The 14,167-nt window shown below is 61.1% G+C and carries 23 protein-coding genes; all 23 read left to right on the top strand.

The window, feature by feature from the left end:
- The first annotated feature begins 281 nt into the window (after positions 1-281).
- On the top strand, positions 282-701 hold the full coding sequence (locus tag Q8O80_RS05130) for a hypothetical protein (RefSeq protein ID WP_305577621.1): 420 nt from the start codon (positions 282-284) through the stop codon (positions 699-701).
- A 2-nt stretch (positions 702-703) separates the two neighbouring features.
- Positions 704-898, top strand: a complete 195-nt coding sequence (locus Q8O80_RS05125; protein WP_305577619.1) for a hypothetical protein — start codon at positions 704-706, stop codon at positions 896-898.
- Positions 895-2,715 (top strand): ATP-binding protein, encoded by a 1,821-nt coding sequence (locus tag Q8O80_RS05120; protein ID WP_305577617.1) that lies wholly within the window; start codon positions 895-897, stop codon positions 2,713-2,715. The genes Q8O80_RS05125 and Q8O80_RS05120 overlap by 4 nt, the downstream gene beginning before the upstream one ends.
- Positions 2,712-3,977, top strand: a complete 1,266-nt coding sequence (locus Q8O80_RS05115) for a hypothetical protein (protein WP_305577615.1) — start codon at positions 2,712-2,714, stop codon at positions 3,975-3,977. Before Q8O80_RS05120 ends, Q8O80_RS05115 begins: the two co-directional genes overlap by 4 nt.
- Before the next feature lie 21 nt (positions 3,978-3,998).
- On the top strand, positions 3,999-4,205 hold the full coding sequence (locus Q8O80_RS05110; RefSeq protein ID WP_305577613.1) for a hypothetical protein: 207 nt from the start codon (positions 3,999-4,001) through the stop codon (positions 4,203-4,205).
- Positions 4,198-4,494 (top strand): DUF5658 family protein, encoded by a 297-nt coding sequence (locus Q8O80_RS05105; protein WP_305577611.1) that lies wholly within the window; start codon positions 4,198-4,200, stop codon positions 4,492-4,494. Before Q8O80_RS05110 ends, Q8O80_RS05105 begins: the two co-directional genes overlap by 8 nt.
- Before the next feature lie 360 nt (positions 4,495-4,854).
- A complete protein-coding gene (locus Q8O80_RS05100) occupies positions 4,855-5,040 on the top strand; it encodes a hypothetical protein (RefSeq protein WP_305577609.1) in 186 nt (61 codons plus the stop codon).
- Positions 5,041-5,085: 45 nt separating this feature from the next.
- On the top strand, positions 5,086-5,334 hold the full coding sequence (locus tag Q8O80_RS05095; protein WP_305577607.1) for a hypothetical protein: 249 nt from the start codon (positions 5,086-5,088) through the stop codon (positions 5,332-5,334).
- A 616-nt stretch (positions 5,335-5,950) separates the two neighbouring features.
- Positions 5,951-6,169 carry a hypothetical protein gene (locus tag Q8O80_RS05090; protein ID WP_305577605.1) on the top strand — a complete coding sequence of 73 codons (219 nt, stop codon included), beginning with the start codon at positions 5,951-5,953 and terminating at the stop codon, positions 6,167-6,169.
- A 13-nt stretch (positions 6,170-6,182) separates the two neighbouring features.
- Entirely contained in the window at positions 6,183-6,980 is a 798-nt protein-coding gene (locus Q8O80_RS05085; protein WP_305577603.1) for an HNH endonuclease, read from the top strand.
- Between the two features lie 1,007 nt (positions 6,981-7,987).
- Positions 7,988-8,638: a hypothetical protein gene (locus Q8O80_RS05080; RefSeq protein WP_305577601.1), complete on the top strand. Its 651-nt coding sequence runs from the start codon at positions 7,988-7,990 to the stop codon at positions 8,636-8,638.
- A 16-nt stretch (positions 8,639-8,654) separates the two neighbouring features.
- Positions 8,655-8,864, top strand: a complete 210-nt coding sequence (locus tag Q8O80_RS05075) for a hypothetical protein (protein ID WP_305577599.1) — start codon at positions 8,655-8,657, stop codon at positions 8,862-8,864.
- Positions 8,861-9,400, top strand: a complete 540-nt coding sequence (locus tag Q8O80_RS05070; RefSeq protein WP_305577597.1) for a hypothetical protein — start codon at positions 8,861-8,863, stop codon at positions 9,398-9,400. The genes Q8O80_RS05075 and Q8O80_RS05070 overlap by 4 nt, the downstream gene beginning before the upstream one ends.
- Before the next feature lies 1 nt (position 9,401).
- Complete coding sequence (locus Q8O80_RS05065; protein WP_305577595.1) at positions 9,402-9,836, top strand: hypothetical protein; 435 nt, start codon at positions 9,402-9,404, stop codon at positions 9,834-9,836.
- Positions 9,833-10,090: a DUF4031 domain-containing protein gene (locus Q8O80_RS05060; protein WP_305577593.1), complete on the top strand. Its 258-nt coding sequence runs from the start codon at positions 9,833-9,835 to the stop codon at positions 10,088-10,090. The genes Q8O80_RS05065 and Q8O80_RS05060 overlap by 4 nt, the downstream gene beginning before the upstream one ends.
- Positions 10,087-10,560 (top strand): DUF1064 domain-containing protein, encoded by a 474-nt coding sequence (locus Q8O80_RS05055; protein ID WP_305577591.1) that lies wholly within the window; start codon positions 10,087-10,089, stop codon positions 10,558-10,560. The genes Q8O80_RS05060 and Q8O80_RS05055 overlap by 4 nt, the downstream gene beginning before the upstream one ends.
- Positions 10,561-10,781: 221 nt before the next feature.
- Complete coding sequence (locus Q8O80_RS05050; protein ID WP_305577589.1) at positions 10,782-11,300, top strand: class I SAM-dependent methyltransferase; 519 nt, start codon at positions 10,782-10,784, stop codon at positions 11,298-11,300.
- A gap of 225 nt (positions 11,301-11,525) precedes the next feature.
- Entirely contained in the window at positions 11,526-11,927 is a 402-nt protein-coding gene (locus tag Q8O80_RS05045) for a hypothetical protein (RefSeq protein WP_305577587.1), read from the top strand.
- Positions 11,924-12,118 (top strand): hypothetical protein, encoded by a 195-nt coding sequence (locus tag Q8O80_RS05040; protein ID WP_305577585.1) that lies wholly within the window; start codon positions 11,924-11,926, stop codon positions 12,116-12,118. Before Q8O80_RS05045 ends, Q8O80_RS05040 begins: the two co-directional genes overlap by 4 nt.
- The gene (locus Q8O80_RS05035) at positions 12,118-12,618 is read left to right on the top strand and encodes a hypothetical protein (RefSeq protein WP_305577583.1); all 501 of its coding nucleotides are present in this window, start codon (positions 12,118-12,120) and stop codon (positions 12,616-12,618) included. The genes Q8O80_RS05040 and Q8O80_RS05035 overlap by 1 nt, the downstream gene beginning before the upstream one ends.
- Positions 12,615-13,007, top strand: coding sequence for a hypothetical protein (locus Q8O80_RS05030; RefSeq protein ID WP_305577581.1), 393 nt, complete (start codon positions 12,615-12,617; stop codon positions 13,005-13,007). Before Q8O80_RS05035 ends, Q8O80_RS05030 begins: the two co-directional genes overlap by 4 nt.
- A complete protein-coding gene (locus Q8O80_RS05025) occupies positions 13,000-13,875 on the top strand; it encodes a hypothetical protein (protein ID WP_305577579.1) in 876 nt (291 codons plus the stop codon). Before Q8O80_RS05030 ends, Q8O80_RS05025 begins: the two co-directional genes overlap by 8 nt.
- On the top strand, positions 13,862-14,161 hold the full coding sequence (locus tag Q8O80_RS05020) for a hypothetical protein (RefSeq protein WP_305577577.1): 300 nt from the start codon (positions 13,862-13,864) through the stop codon (positions 14,159-14,161). Before Q8O80_RS05025 ends, Q8O80_RS05020 begins: the two co-directional genes overlap by 14 nt.
- Positions 14,162-14,167: the final 6 nt, after the last annotated feature.

Genomic DNA, 14,167 nt, shown 5'->3' with positions numbered 1-14,167 from the left:
CAGGGCTACGCCATCGAGTTCGCCTCCAGCGAGGCGCTCTTATATCGCCAGAAAGGCAAAACCGGGGAACTTGCCGGCAAACTCGTCGAGGCAGTTGCCATACTGGCCTTCTGCCCTGGCGGAGTCACCCTATTCCAGACGCACTTCGACGCGAATACCCAACCGCGCACCTAATCAGCGCGATAAGGCCAACATCACAACTAATCAGTTGCAAACCCTTGACATTAGCGGTTAGCCGTGGTAATATAGGGTTAGAACATTTCGAGAGGAGGAGCAAGCAAATGCCCTGCAACGCAGTGGCGGTTACCACGGCGAAAGTAGCCCCGGAAGTCACGGAGCGCGTGCTAGGCTCCAGCGCTGCGCTCGACAGCCTCGTGAAGCTGATCGTGGCAAAGACAGGCGAGCCGACTACCTGCATTCAGAACCATTTCTACCGCGGGCACACCGAGCGGACGGCGGGGTTCTGGATCGAGACCAGCGGCTACCAGGTCTCGCTGCGCGGTGGACACCTTCAGGTGCAGGCCAAGCGTCCCCGCACACTAGCCGATGCCGAGGCCCTGAAGGCCGAGCTAACGGCCTATTTGCCGAAGCTCGCCAACCGGCTGCTCCAGGTCCAGATTCAAGGAGTGCTGAGCCTGAAGTACAGGGTCACGCAAAGCCAGTATCAGGGCGAGGCCCTCGTACTGCGGTTGGAGGTGTAGTGATGAAGGTGCGAGTAACGATCCAGAACGGGCGCATCAACATCGCCGTCGAAGAAGGCACGCTCGAAGAGGGGGCCGTCAAGATCAGGGAGATCGAGCGCATCCTACAGGCCCAGGGCATCACGCTCGCCGACGAGGGCGAGGTAGAGCAGCACCGGCATGACGATGCCCACGTGTATACGGGGGTGCAGGCATGACTGAGCAGAACGGCACCCCTTGGGTCGATGATCTCAAGACCAAGTTATCCGCCGGTGTCATGCAGGCCGTCATCCTGCACGGGGAGGTGCGCGACTACGTGCACCACAACACCACGCTGCGCCAGCGGCTCACCCGGTTGTTCGACCGCTGCGAAGTGATAGCATTCTACAACAGGTCAGAGGGCCTCACGGTGGCGTTGCCGAGCATGAAAGCCAAGGCAGTCAAGGCACTCGGCCTTGACACGAACGCCCAGAGTGACCCGTTCCTACCAGGTAATACCCCACAGACCCCCGAGGACATCTTCGATAACCTGCCGAAAGACCCGTCGAGCTGCTTGCCGCTGATCGAGCAGCTACTAAAGACACGCACTGATCTCAAGGACAGCAACGGCAACTCGCACCTCGATGAAAACGGCAAGGTCGTCTACGGTGAGCTGTTCGCCGCCGTGGTCATCGAGTTCGCCGAGACCATTGCCCCTGCAACCGACAAGGCAATGATGAGCCCGCCCGACCGCACCAACCTCGTGACGTTGCTGCGCTGGGGCCTCGACAAGCAGATCGAGAGCGCCAAGAATATCGTGGTGCTCACGACAGGGCTACTCACCGAGCTGCACCCCGATCTGCGGGCGGCGAGCGCCAAGTACGAGGCATTCCTGATCCCGTTGCCCGGCTACGATGACCGGCTCGACTACATCGAGTACCTGCGGGGCGAGTACAAGGACGTCGCGCTCGCCGTGCCGGCAGCGGAGCTTGCGGCAATGACCGCTGGCCTCAGCCGCCTGCACATCGAAGACCTATTCCTGCGCGCCGGCCCCGGCACGCCCATCGACCGCGATCTCGTCACGGAGCGCAAGGGCTCAATCATAGCCAGCGAGTACGCCGATGTCATCGAGATTATCGAGCCGACTGAGGGCTTCGAGTCTATCGGCGGGCTGGACTACGTGAAAGACTGGGCGCGCGAAGACGTGATCGCGCCGATGCTTCGCGGCGACTACCGGCGTGTCCCGATGGGTGCGCTGCTCTGTGGCCCCGCCGGCACTGGCAAGACGGCCTTCGTCAAGGCGCTGGCGAAAGAGGCGGGCATCAACTGCGTCGAGTTGAAGCCGTCCAAGATTCTCGGCGGCATCGTGGGGCAGTCCGAGCACAACATGGAAAAGGCGCTGCGCTGCATCGAAGCAATGTCACCGACCATCGTCTTCATCGACGAACTCGACCAGACAATGAGGCGCGGTGAGGGCGGCTCCAGCGGTGGCGACTCCGTGAACAACAACCTCTTCAAGCGGCTGTTGGAGTTCCTCGGCAACACTCAGCACCGGGGCAAGATATTCTTCCTCGGCGCCACTAACCGACCCGACCTGATCGACGCCGCCGTGAAGAGGCCCGGCCGCATCGACGTAAAGTTGCCGTTCCTCGTGCCGGACGCCGGGACGCGCCCGCAAATCCTGAAGGCACTACTCAACCGCCACAGCATCGCTCTTTTACCGGGGCCGAACGATGCCGAGTGCGCGCCCAGGCTGATCGCCCAGACCGACGACTGGACGGGCGCTGAGCTCGAGATGCTTGTCCTCAAGGCGTGGCGACTAGCCGGCAGGCAGGGACGCGACAGCGTGGACTACGCGCTGCTGCTGGATGCCCGTGGCCGGTTGAAGAAGTCCACAGCCGACATCAGGACGATGACGGACCTGGCGCTGGCCGAGGTGAGCGACCTAGACCTCGTACCGCCAGCCTTCCGTGAGCGCGCGTCCGACAAGGACACGCTGCAGGCCAGTATCGCCGCCGGGCTCGGTTCGGAGCGGCGGGGGAGGCGTGAGCTGTGATAACCATAGAAGAGGCCCGCAGGGAATTGGCCCATGCCATCGGCGAGGACGCCAGCGAGATCACCATCCGACCGATGCCGCTGGCCGTCGAGCAGGCCATCTGCGAGGGCGTGACCGTCGAGATCAACATTGGCCGCTGGCGGGCGACTAGCCGGCTGGCCCCCGCCGACCTCGGCATCGGCGGCGACAGCGCCGAGGAGCGCGAAGTCTGGGCGCAGTACCTCAGCTTCGGCGAGAAGAAGCTGCTGCCGCGCGAAATCCTCACGAAGCTGGCCGGGCTTGAGATGAGCGCACGCGACAATCTGGAGCGCTACTCGTACAAGACGCCGTGGGGCCGGTTCGTGCCGTCCACGGCCTATCAGACTTGGAAGAGCAAGAACGAGGGCTACCGCCAGCAGTACCTTGCCAAGCGCGACGAGCTCGTTGCCAATTTCCCTGACATCCGCCGCGCAGTGATCGGCGCTTACCGCAAGCAGGCTCACGCGGCCTACGACCGGCTATGCAAGCTCGACGCGCAGCCGAAGCTTTCCGAGGCCCACTTCGTCGAGCAGTTCGTCGACGAGATCGCCCGCCTGATGCGCTCGGCGCAGGAAATCTACGACTCGATCACCTTCGAGACGAAACTGAGCTACATCCCGTTGCCGTCACAGACCGCGGCTGATCTGGCCGAGGCCGACCGCATCCGGGGCGAGCGTGACAAGCAGTGGGCCGCCGACCACATCGAGGACGCCGCCCTCGCGGCTCGCCGCAGGGCGATGGACGCCATGACCGCTGACCTACTCGCATCGTTCCAACGCGAGAAGCGCGAGCAAATTGACACGTTCATCTCCGGCGTGCTCGCCCAGCTACGCCAGCAAGTCTACGACGTGGCACTCGACGCACTGGCGTCCATCCAGCGCAACGACGGCAAGCTCATCGGCAAGAGCGCCGAGCAACTACGCAACATGATCGCCACTGTGGGTAAGCTCAACTTCGCGGGCGACGCCGACCTCGACCGGCAGCTCAGGTCGCTGGCCTTGCAGCTCGGCCCCTGCGAGGGGCCGCGCGACGCGACTGGCGTAGGGCGGGCGCTGCAAGCCCTGGGCACTGGCTGCCGGGCCGTGCTACTCGATCTTGGTGAGGAGCCGAAGCGCTCCGGTCGGGCACTTGGCATCGACGACAGCGTGCCGCTCGAAGTGGTGCGCCGGCAACGCAGAGCGCTCGGGTTCGACGACTCGCTACCGCTCGCGGAGTCCATTCGCACGAGGGCCGGGGGCTTCTAGGCCCCCGGCCGGGAGAGTGACATGAGCAACGCCACCCGCTCACTCAGAGTGGCCGATACAGCGAGAATCCGAGAAGCGGCGGCCATGGAGAATTACCTAGAAGCCCGGCGCGTGCTGAAGCGCCAATTAGCGGAGGCCAAGGATGCCCTCGTGAAACTGTACGTTGACCAATTGGCCGCGGCGAGGGAAGAATACGAGGCGGCCATATGGAGGGGGTGTAATGAGTAACACCCTCGCTGTTCTCACGTACCTGGTCCTGAACCTCGCGGACATGTTCTCCACAATGGTTGGGCTGCGTGCCGGGCTGCACGAGATCAGCCCGGTGCCGGCATGGGGCATGGCGACCTTCGGCGAGCTGCCAATCTACACCCTCAAGGAGGGCGTCATACTGTTGCTCCTCGTCGCGCTACTGGTGCTAGTCAGGCGCTATCCGTGGTTGTGGCGAACGGTGCACATCTGGAACTTGCTATTCGCGCTGGTTGTCGCGTTCAATCTGATGCAGGTGGTGCTAGGATGAGCGCCGAGAGCCAGATGCTAACGGTATTACTCGTAGTCCTTTGGCTTACGGCTGGCTACCTGCCTACACGGGTGATAAAGCACTTCTTCGTCACAGAGTATGGCGACAGTTTAGGGGCCGGGGCGTGGGATCGTGGCGACGCGGTGCGTTGCATATGGGTGACGCTGTTAGGTCCGTTTGGCGGCCTGACCGCGCTATTTGTAAGGTGGGGGTGGGGTGCTCGATCCACTCCATGGGGGTGGATGTGGTAAGGCTGTTTGACGTCGTTGGCGGTGTTGCTGAGCGGTTGGCGCAGGCTACCACGCTCGGCGCCCTCTCGCTGCTGCTGTATCGCGTGCTGCATGGCATTGGCAGGCTATGATGAGACGATCTATCTCTGGGGCCATCAGGGTGCGCTTAACTGAGATCGAGCGCACTATCGTGATCAACGGGATGCGGGAGCTTTTGTCGGTATTTGAAGATATGAGTGCTCTGAGTCGTCAGGAGGCCGCCACCAAACGCAGCATCGAGGGCATCATAACCAAGGTGCGCCAGTCGGATATGTAAGCGCAGTCGGGCTCAACAGCCCAAGAAATAAGAGGAGGTTCCCCAATGGCAAGCATCCACATCCTGAACGAGCGCGGTGACACGGCCATCAGGTGGTCCGCCGAGGCGTACGTCGCCAAAGACCGCGATGCGGTAGCCGCTGTGCGCGAGGCAGAGCGCATCATGGCACAAGCCCGCAAGCAGGGCGCGAGCGCGTTTGCGGTGAAACCTGGCGAGCTGGCCCGGCGCATCGACAAGCTCGAGCCGGGCAGCGAGCAGAACGTCGTGATCGTGCCGCGCATCGCGGGGGGCTGAGCATGTGGAGTGCTCGATTCGCAGCGGGCTTTTGGCTCGCCTGGGCTGTGTTCACGCTGCTAACCGCTAGCCCGATCATCTACAGGCCCCTCTGGGTGGCCGGCAGCTACATTTCCATCGCTCTCGCGCTATGGCTGCTCGTGCAGGTGCCACTGCGCCGCGCGGCCCGCTGGCTGCCGGACATGCTGGTGGTCGCGTCGCGGGGCTCCGTGGTCTCGCTGCCATTACTCATACCAGGTTCGGAGCCATGGCTTGAGGCCGACGCAACCGCCCGACAACTACTCAAAGAGGTGCTGACACCAGACGAGTGTGCTCGGGTCGGCAGTAGGACGTTCTTTTCCATCCCCAGCCGACTCTATAAGGGGTGGGAGTACCTCGTACCTGGCCCTCGTGTATATGGGCAGGGAACCATTGTCCTACGCGACGAGCGACTTCAAACCCAACTCATAATGTGCGTGCAGCCCACGACCATGCTACCACCCGCCGACCGGATGCTAGTACACAAGCTCTGGATCGAGGCCGACGAGGACGGGTATCTAGGGCGGGCCAACAAGTGGGACCCGTTGACCCGGCTGCACGTGGCACCTGACTACCGGCCACGACAGGCGGTGCTGGCATGAACGCGCAAGAGAGCCTCGGCACAGCTATTCAGATCGCCGGGCAGGGCGTAGCCTACTGGCGCAGCGAGCTCGAGCGCGAGCGTGGCGAGCTCGCGCAACCCGCCCTCAAGAGCTCAGTCTTCGCGGCCACGCGCGAGTCCGCCGAGCACAGCGCGCGCCGGTTGAGGCAATACGAAACACGACTCCGGCTACTCTCCCAGGAGGCAATGCTGTGACGGGTGTGGCCGGATGAGTCGTAAACCCCGACCTGGTATCAGCAAGAAAGACCGTTTCGAGGTCTTCAAGCGCGACAAGTTCACCTGCCAATACTGCGGCAGGAGTGCCCCCGAAGTAGTCCTTCAGGTTGACCACATCACCCCCGTTTCCAAGCAAGGCGAGGATGATGTTCTGAACCTCATTACCTGCTGCAAGGACTGCAACGCCGGTAAGAGCGACCGCGAACTGACCGACGATACCGCAATTCGGAAGCGGAAGGCCCAGCTAGACGAACTGCAAGAGCGGCGCGAGCAGATCGAGATGATGGTCGAATGGCAGCGGGGATTGATTGGGTTAGGCGACCAGCAACTAGAAAGCGCCGCTGACCTGTGGAACAGTCTAACGCCCGGCTACTACCTCAACGACTACGGGCGCCAAGAGCTAAAGAAGATCATCGGTCGGTTTGGCTTTCAGGCTATCCTTGAGGCCATGCGTACGTCCGCCCAGCAATACCTGAAGCGTGACGAAGAGGGCAACATCACCCATGAGTCCGTTGACAAGGCCAATGACTTTGTTGGTCGCATCGCTGCTGCTCGGCAACGCGCCATTGAGAAGCCTTGGATGCAAGAGCTTTATTACATCCGGGGCATTATGCGCAACCACTTCCTCTTCTTCAGCCCTTACAGCCAACACCTAGCAATGTGCCGGCTCGAAGAAGCCTACGAGGCGGGGATAACTACCGAAACCCTCAAGCGGGTGGCAATGCAGGCCCGCAACTGGTCTGGTTGGCAGGACGAAATGGACTTCATTATGGCGAAGCAAAAGGGATAGCGAGATGCCGCGAAAGCGAATGCTCGATCCTGCACTTTGGGATGACCCAGACCTCGCGCCACTTACACCGATTGAGCGGTTGCTGTTTGTCGGCTTAATCAGTTTAGCCGACGACTACGGCCATGTCTCAGCGCATCCGGCCCTACTGCGAAAGTGGATATTCGGCTATGACGACATCACCACCGAGCAGGTAAGGACGATACGCGACCACATCCTTGTTTTCTGTCGCAACGTCGAGCTTTACGTCGTCGCTAACCAAGAGTACCTATGGCTGAAGACGTGGGAACGCCATCAAGACCTTCGCTTTCGTGCGAGGGCTCAGTATCCCTGCCACGCTTGCGGCTCCTACCATACGTCTGTGGACTTTGAGGGATGCGTGGATAAACCCGTCACAACACCAACGCCAACACTTACACAGTCCTTGCGTAGCCCTGACGTAGCTCTTGCGCAGTCCTTGCGGCCAGACTACGTTACGTTAGATCAAACTACGTCATGTCATGAAGAAGTAACATGTCCCGCCGCGCCTAACGGCGCTGAAACAGATAGTCTCCAACCTCCAAAGCGGTCGAAACGACCGCGGCAGCCGAACACGGAACTGCCAACCCAAGCGTTCAGAAACTTCTGGCAGGTATACCCCCGCAAGAAGGCGAGGACTGAAGCTGAAAATGCTTACGGGAAGGTCCTCAAGAGCGGAGTCACACCGGAGACCCTTTACGTGGGGGCGGCAAACTACGCGTCGGAATGCGCCTTAGCTTGTCGTGAGGAACAATTTACCCTCCTGCCAGCAACATTCCTGAACAAGAGGCGATTCGAGGACTATCAGAAAGCGCCAGACCCGGCCGACTTCGCGCCGCGCGTCGTTGGGCGGAAAGGAGTAGTTGTTAATGGCAATCCCAATCGGTCAAGCGCTGAAGTCGTTGAACCTGAGCCCCCCGACATCAGCAGCATCAAGAGCAAACTCTGAGTCCTTACCCGCTGACTGCTCAGTGTGTAAGGGTGCCGGGTGGTTGCGTTTGGATGTGCCGATAGGCGACCCCCGCTTCGGGCTGGCTCAAGCCTGCTCCTGCGGGATCGCGTTTCGCCGGCAGATCGCGGCGCTCGACGATGCGCTGCACTACACAGCCGAGATGCAGACCGAGCGGCTCTCCGACCACGATAGAGTCGATGGCCATGAGGCGGCTTACAACGCCGTGCGGGACTACATCGAACAGCCCTGCGGCTGGCTGTACCTGTACGGCCCGTTCGGCGACGGTAAGACGACGCTCTTGATGGCCGCGATCAACGGCTTGCGCGCGGCTGGCTACCTCGCGGTGCTCGCAGTCGTCCCAGAGCTCCTCGACTGGTTGCGCGCTGCGTTCGAGCCGGCGAATGCTCGGAGCTTCGACGGGGACTTCAACATGGTCAAGAACATCCCTGTGCTCGGCCTCGACGACTTGGGCAAAGAGAAGCCCTCGCCGTGGGTGGACGAGAAATTGTACGAGCTCTTGAACTGGCGCTACCGCCAGCATCTGCCGACGATCATCACGGCGAACTGTCACCCGAAAGACCTCGCCCAACCCGCGCTTACTAGCCGGTTCGGTGATGTGATGCTGTGCAAGACCGTCTTCGCCGGCAATAAAGACTTGCGGACATACCGCGGGAGGAGGCCGGTGCGGTGACGAAGGGAGGTTGAGTATGGCAAGGCTTTACTGGAAGCCACAAGGATTCGAGTACAAAGCATACGTCCCCTTCCAGGACACCGACGTAACAGAAGAGCAGGTAGACGAACATTTGGCCGAGTTGGGGGCTGCGGGATGGGAGATGGTGACGGCCATCGCCCATCGTCTGGGGATCACCTATTTCTTCAAGAGGCCGTTGCCGCCGCCCGGCCTGGAGATGCGTTGATACGTGTCGGCACAAAGTCGCTGTGTTTCGGGGTGCATCAGGTGCTCCTGCACCCGCTGTTCGTCTTCCTCGCGTGGCGCAAGTTGTACGGCTGGCCGTCGTGGCGGGAGGCTGTCTGCATCGTGATTCACGACTGGGGGTATTGGCAGGCCCCGAACATGGACGGACCGGAGGGAGAGGCGCATCCATGGGTCGGCGCGATGATTGCCCGGCGTCTGTTCGGCACTCACTACCTGTGGCTTTGCTTACTGCATAGCCGGCACCTGACACGGGCGCTCGGTATGTCTGTCCCCAGCCGACTCTGTTGGGCCGATAAGGCGTGGCATGACTTCATGCCTGCCTGGCTGTTCGTGGCATTGGCGCACCTGAGCGGTGAGTTCGCGGAATATCGGCGGGAGTGCGTCGCTGTCGGGCTCGTCGAGCCGTCGGCGACCGATATTGAGTGCTATCGGACGCTCAAGCAGTGGATCATGAACGGTCTCACGCAGGATGACTGCGGCGTGTCATCCTTACTCAGGGGAAAAGTGGAGGCGTGATATGAACTTCTACATTGCGGCTAAGTACATCCGGCGGCTAGAAATGCAAGGGTATGCGCGTGAACTGGAAGCCGTCGGACACTACGTGACATCACGCTGGCTGAGTGGCTCGCACGATGGCTTAGGCGATGGGAGTGACTCTGTAGCGGCCCGTGCCGTGTGGGCAGAAGAGGACGTCGATGATCTATGCGCCGCCGGTGCAATTATCTGCTTCACGGAGCCGGCTATAAGCATGGTCGGGCGAGGTGGTCGTCATATCGAGCTTGGCATAGCGATGGGCATGAACATCATCAGGCGCCACCTGCACATGAGGACTATGCGCCTGATCGTGGTTGGCCCACGCGAAAGCGTGTTTCACTGTCGCCCCGAACTCGATGTGTTCCCGACGTGGGCAGAATGCTTGGCGGCGCTGAGCATGGAGCCGGTGCGGCTGTGATCTTTGTCGATAAGCTGACGACCTATCCGCAGCGCCCATTCGGTCATCAACACTGGTGCCACTTGTGGACGGATGGCGACTTGGCTGAACTGCACGTGTTCGCCGAGGCGCTCGGGCTCAAGCGACGCTGGTTTCAAGATAAACACCTGTTGCCGCATTACGACCTAGTGCCGGGTAAGAGGCTCTTAGCCCTCCAGAAGGGCGCGCATGAGGCGTCGCTATTTGACTGGCTCAGAGAGAGGGTGCGGCCATGACCGAGGAGATGGATGTTGCCGAGCTGCGCGGGCGCCATGGAGTGCCCAGTTCCCGCTTCAAGCAGGGCGGCCGTCCGAAATACTTGAACCGGAAGCTGCTCGTCGAGGGCGAGGTGTGGCACAGTGAGGGCGAGTACAAGCGTTGGTGCGACCTGGTGATCGAGCAGCGGGCCGGCAACATCAGTAGCCTTCGACATGCCGTGCCGTTCGTGGTGTTCGACGGCTTCCGTGACCGTAAAGGCAAGTGGCAGCGCAAGATCGTCTACATTGCCGACTACTACTACTTCGATGAGGTGACGCACGAATGGGTCGCGGAAGATCACAAGGGCGGCGTCGGGGCGATCACCGCCGCCTTCAAGATCAAGCAGAAGCTGTTCCTCTGGCGCTACCCTGAGAGCGACTTTCGGATTCATGGCGCCGAGGAGCGGCCTCGGAGAGTGTCCGGCAAGAAGGGGGCTCACTTTGGGTAGGAAGCGAAGAGTCGTCACCCTTGATCAACTTGCGATGTTCGTAGTTAAGGCCGAAGAGGGACTGGCTGAGAAGCAGGTGGCTAGGCGGTTCAGAGTCCCTCTCAAGACGGTGCGCGCCACTTTTCGGAGGATACGCCAGAATACCAGAGCCCGCACTAATGCGCACGCCGTCTATCTGCTGTGGCCGCAGATCGAGCCGATGCTAACAAGGGAGCCCTGTGATGCAGGTTAGCCCGGGCGAGATATACGAGCGCTATAGGCTCGGCGCTGATTGGTTCAACAGACAGAATCCAAGCCTCCAAGCGCACCGCTTCGCGGAGCGCTGTGCACAAGGTGCATTGGTACTTGAGGTTGGCGCCGGCTCCGGTGCTGACGCCAAGTTCCTTAGAAGATCGGGGCTGTCAGTGGTGACAACGGATATTCAGTCCAATGTGGCGGACGTCCTTTGCGCGTTTGAGCACCTGCCATTTCGAGACAGTGTATTCGATGGCGTCTACGCACGCGGAGTGATTCACCTCTGCGATTCCCACATGGCGCAGGCCGAGGCGCTTCGGGTCTTGAGGCCAGGAGGTACTCTTTTCGTCTCTTATCTACTGGACATAATAACAGATGGGCACCGCTTAGACGTGATGGGCGTGCTGACGTGGGGCGATGTCAGTAAGGTGGTCATAGAGAAAACGAGTATCAGGCGAGATGTCGATCATGTCCACCAGGTCGTCGAGACGATGGTGATCAAATGAACCGCACAGAGGAGGGTGTTCATGCAAACGTTAGTTGCCGAAAGAAAGCCACTTACCCCGCGGGAATCCAAGCTCCCCTATGAGAAGCCCCTTTTGGTAAAGGAGCAAGGAATGACGTTTCCGCTGCGCATCCTACACCATGGCAAAGAGGTCATCTGCAAGCAGTGTAGCAGTTGCCACGCTTGTAGGTGAAAGGCCAAAGGCTACGTGAGGGGGGGGGTAGGCATGGATAAGGCGGCACGCGACATTCTCGTGCGCCGGTATGCGCAACGTGCCAGCAGGGCCGCTGACACTGATATTGATACTGACACGGCGCTGCTGGCACACCAGGTACGCGAGTCCTACCGGGATATTCGCCTCTTGGCGAACGAGGTCGAGTACCTGCAACAGCAGATCACCAAGCAAGACGGCTACCTGCGCGGGTTGCTCGACCAGCTCACGTTGGACGTGTTTCTATCGCTGTTCTACGCGCGGGGCTTGCCGCTGACCCGTAAGCTTTATGGTATAGCGAGTTCTGCGCGCGCGGCCCTCGGCATGGCAGGATACCCGGCGGAATATATCACGAGGATCACCAGGTCGTACCCCCCAATGGATCAGGAAGCCGCCCCAGAAGAGGTGGCGCCGTGAGGGATTTCGACGTGACCGTGGACATCGTACTCAAAGACCACCGCGACTACAGGGTGCGCGCACTCGACGAGTTTGACGCGCTGCGTATCGCTAGTAATATGGCCCTCCACGATATGGAGAAAGTGCCCTACCACGAGCTACAGACCAAGCCATATAATGCCCGCCGGCTACCGGATAGAGAGGGGGAGTGATGAGCGAGCCGGCTATCTTGAATCCCACCCCTGCACTAACCGCGAAGGCGATCATCGCGGTGCTGCGCAAGAATCACGAGCCGCCTCAGTACGCCTTCTTCGAGGAGCTGCGTTGCGGCACGGGCGCGACTCCCGGCGCTGATGCTGACCAGCGCCTCGACGCGTGGTGCATCAACTGCTGGCCGATGCACAGGCTTGCCCGTACTGCCTACGAGGTCAAGATCAGTCGCGCCGACTACCTGCTCGAGCTCAAGCACCCCCGCAAGCGTCGGCGTGCTCTGTTGCTCAGCAACCTGTTCTACTTCGTGGCACCCAAAGGCTTACTCCGCGAGGATGAGCTGCCGGTCGAGGCCGGCTTGATCGAGGTACTACCTGATGATTATGGCTACCTGCGCGCTCATACTCGCGTCCAGGCGCCGTGGCGAGACACGCCGATGCCGAACTGGCAGTTTGTGGCCAACCTTGCGCGGTTGGCCGCGACGAATGCGAGGAGACCATGACGAAGGCATGGTACATCTGGGTGAAGGATTCCGACGAGGGTGGTGAGATTCATTGGGGCGAGACCGCCGGTAAGGCCAAGGTCAAGGCGCGCCAGCAGGATGAACTCGTACAGGCCGACTACATGTGGACGGACATCTCCGCGAAACGGGCGCCGGCATTCGATGGCGAGGCCCGGACGCTGACGCCCCGCGACTGGATCGAGGCGGGCTACTCGTACCCGTGCGCGTTTTGTGAGTGTTCCATGACACGGGATGGCAAGTGGTGCGAGGACGGGCGTATACCTGGCGCACCCGTGTTTGGCGAGGCCGGCGAGGCGTGGTGCAGTGAGTCCTGTAAGCAGGCAGAGGAACGCTTTAGAACAGGTGCAAGGTGGTACGGCGATGGCTGAAATCATCCGCGTCTTCCCGAAGCGAACCTCGCACACACCAACCGACGCCTTCGCTTTCCCGCGCGGCAAAGACCACTGGAGCGACCCGCCGATGGGGATGCTCCGGCCACCACCTGCCGATGTCGCCGAGGTGCACATCAGTTGCACCTTCACTTGGCAGATCGAGGAGGCTAAGCGGCTGGCGAGGGTGTGGGCTTTGTATTACCCCGTTGTGCGCGTCGGTGGGCCGGCATTCAACAGCCCCGCCGAGGACTTCGTGCCGGGCCGCTATCTCCGACACGGCCACACCTTTACCACCCGCGGGTGCAACAGCGACTGCCCGTGGTGCTTAGTGCCGGAGCGCGAGGGTGGGCTGCGACTGATCGAGGACTTCTGCGGCGGCAACAAGATCAACGACAACAATCTACTCCAAGCACCGGCGAGTCACCGGCGGGCTGTGTTTGCAATGCTGCGCCAACAGAAAAGAGCGGCAGTCTTTGCCGGGGGCCTCTCGGCCAGTCTCATAACAGACGAAATCGCTGAGGAGCTGCGCTCGCTGCGCATCGAGCAGTTGTTCCTCGCCGCTGATACCGAGAGCGCGCTGCGGCCCTTGGAACGTGCCTTGAAGCTACTCGCACCACTGGGGCGGCAAAAACTGCGCTGCTACGCGCTACTCGGTTTCAGTGGTGAGAGCTTCGCCAAGGCCGAGGCGCGGCTGCTGCGGATATGGGAGCTCGGCGCCATGCCGTTCGGGATTCTCTACCAGCCGAAGATGCTCAAGCGTATCGAGTATGGCAGCGATTGGCGTGAGCTGCAGAAGACGTGGACGCGGCCGGCCGCGATGAAAGCGCACATGAAGGAGATGGGGGTGAGTGATGCCAAAAGCTGAAACAGAGTCGCAACAGGTCCTCTCGCCAGCGCATGTCGAGGTGCTCGTCTTGGCGCTGGCCAGGGCTCGCGGCGAGGCCGGCTTCACCGAGGCCGAGGGGCTGATCGTGGTGAATTGGGCCAAGGGCGTAATCAGTGAGTATGGCACCCTCCTCAGCGTGCTCAACGGCTACACCCTCGTCGATGTCACGCCGGAGGGCCTTCTGGCATTCCGACTCAGTTCGGAGGGTCAGGCCGCACTGGATAAGCTACTGAAGCAAAAGCAGCCGCGGCGGCTGTTCGGCTAGCCGGTG

Source organism: Devosia sp., assembly GCF_030689745.1.
Taxonomy (GTDB): Bacteria; Pseudomonadota; Alphaproteobacteria; order Rhizobiales; family Devosiaceae; genus Devosia; species Devosia alba.
The sequence above is the reverse complement of the archived record's forward strand: the minus strand, read 5'-3'. Positions and strand labels throughout refer to the sequence as shown.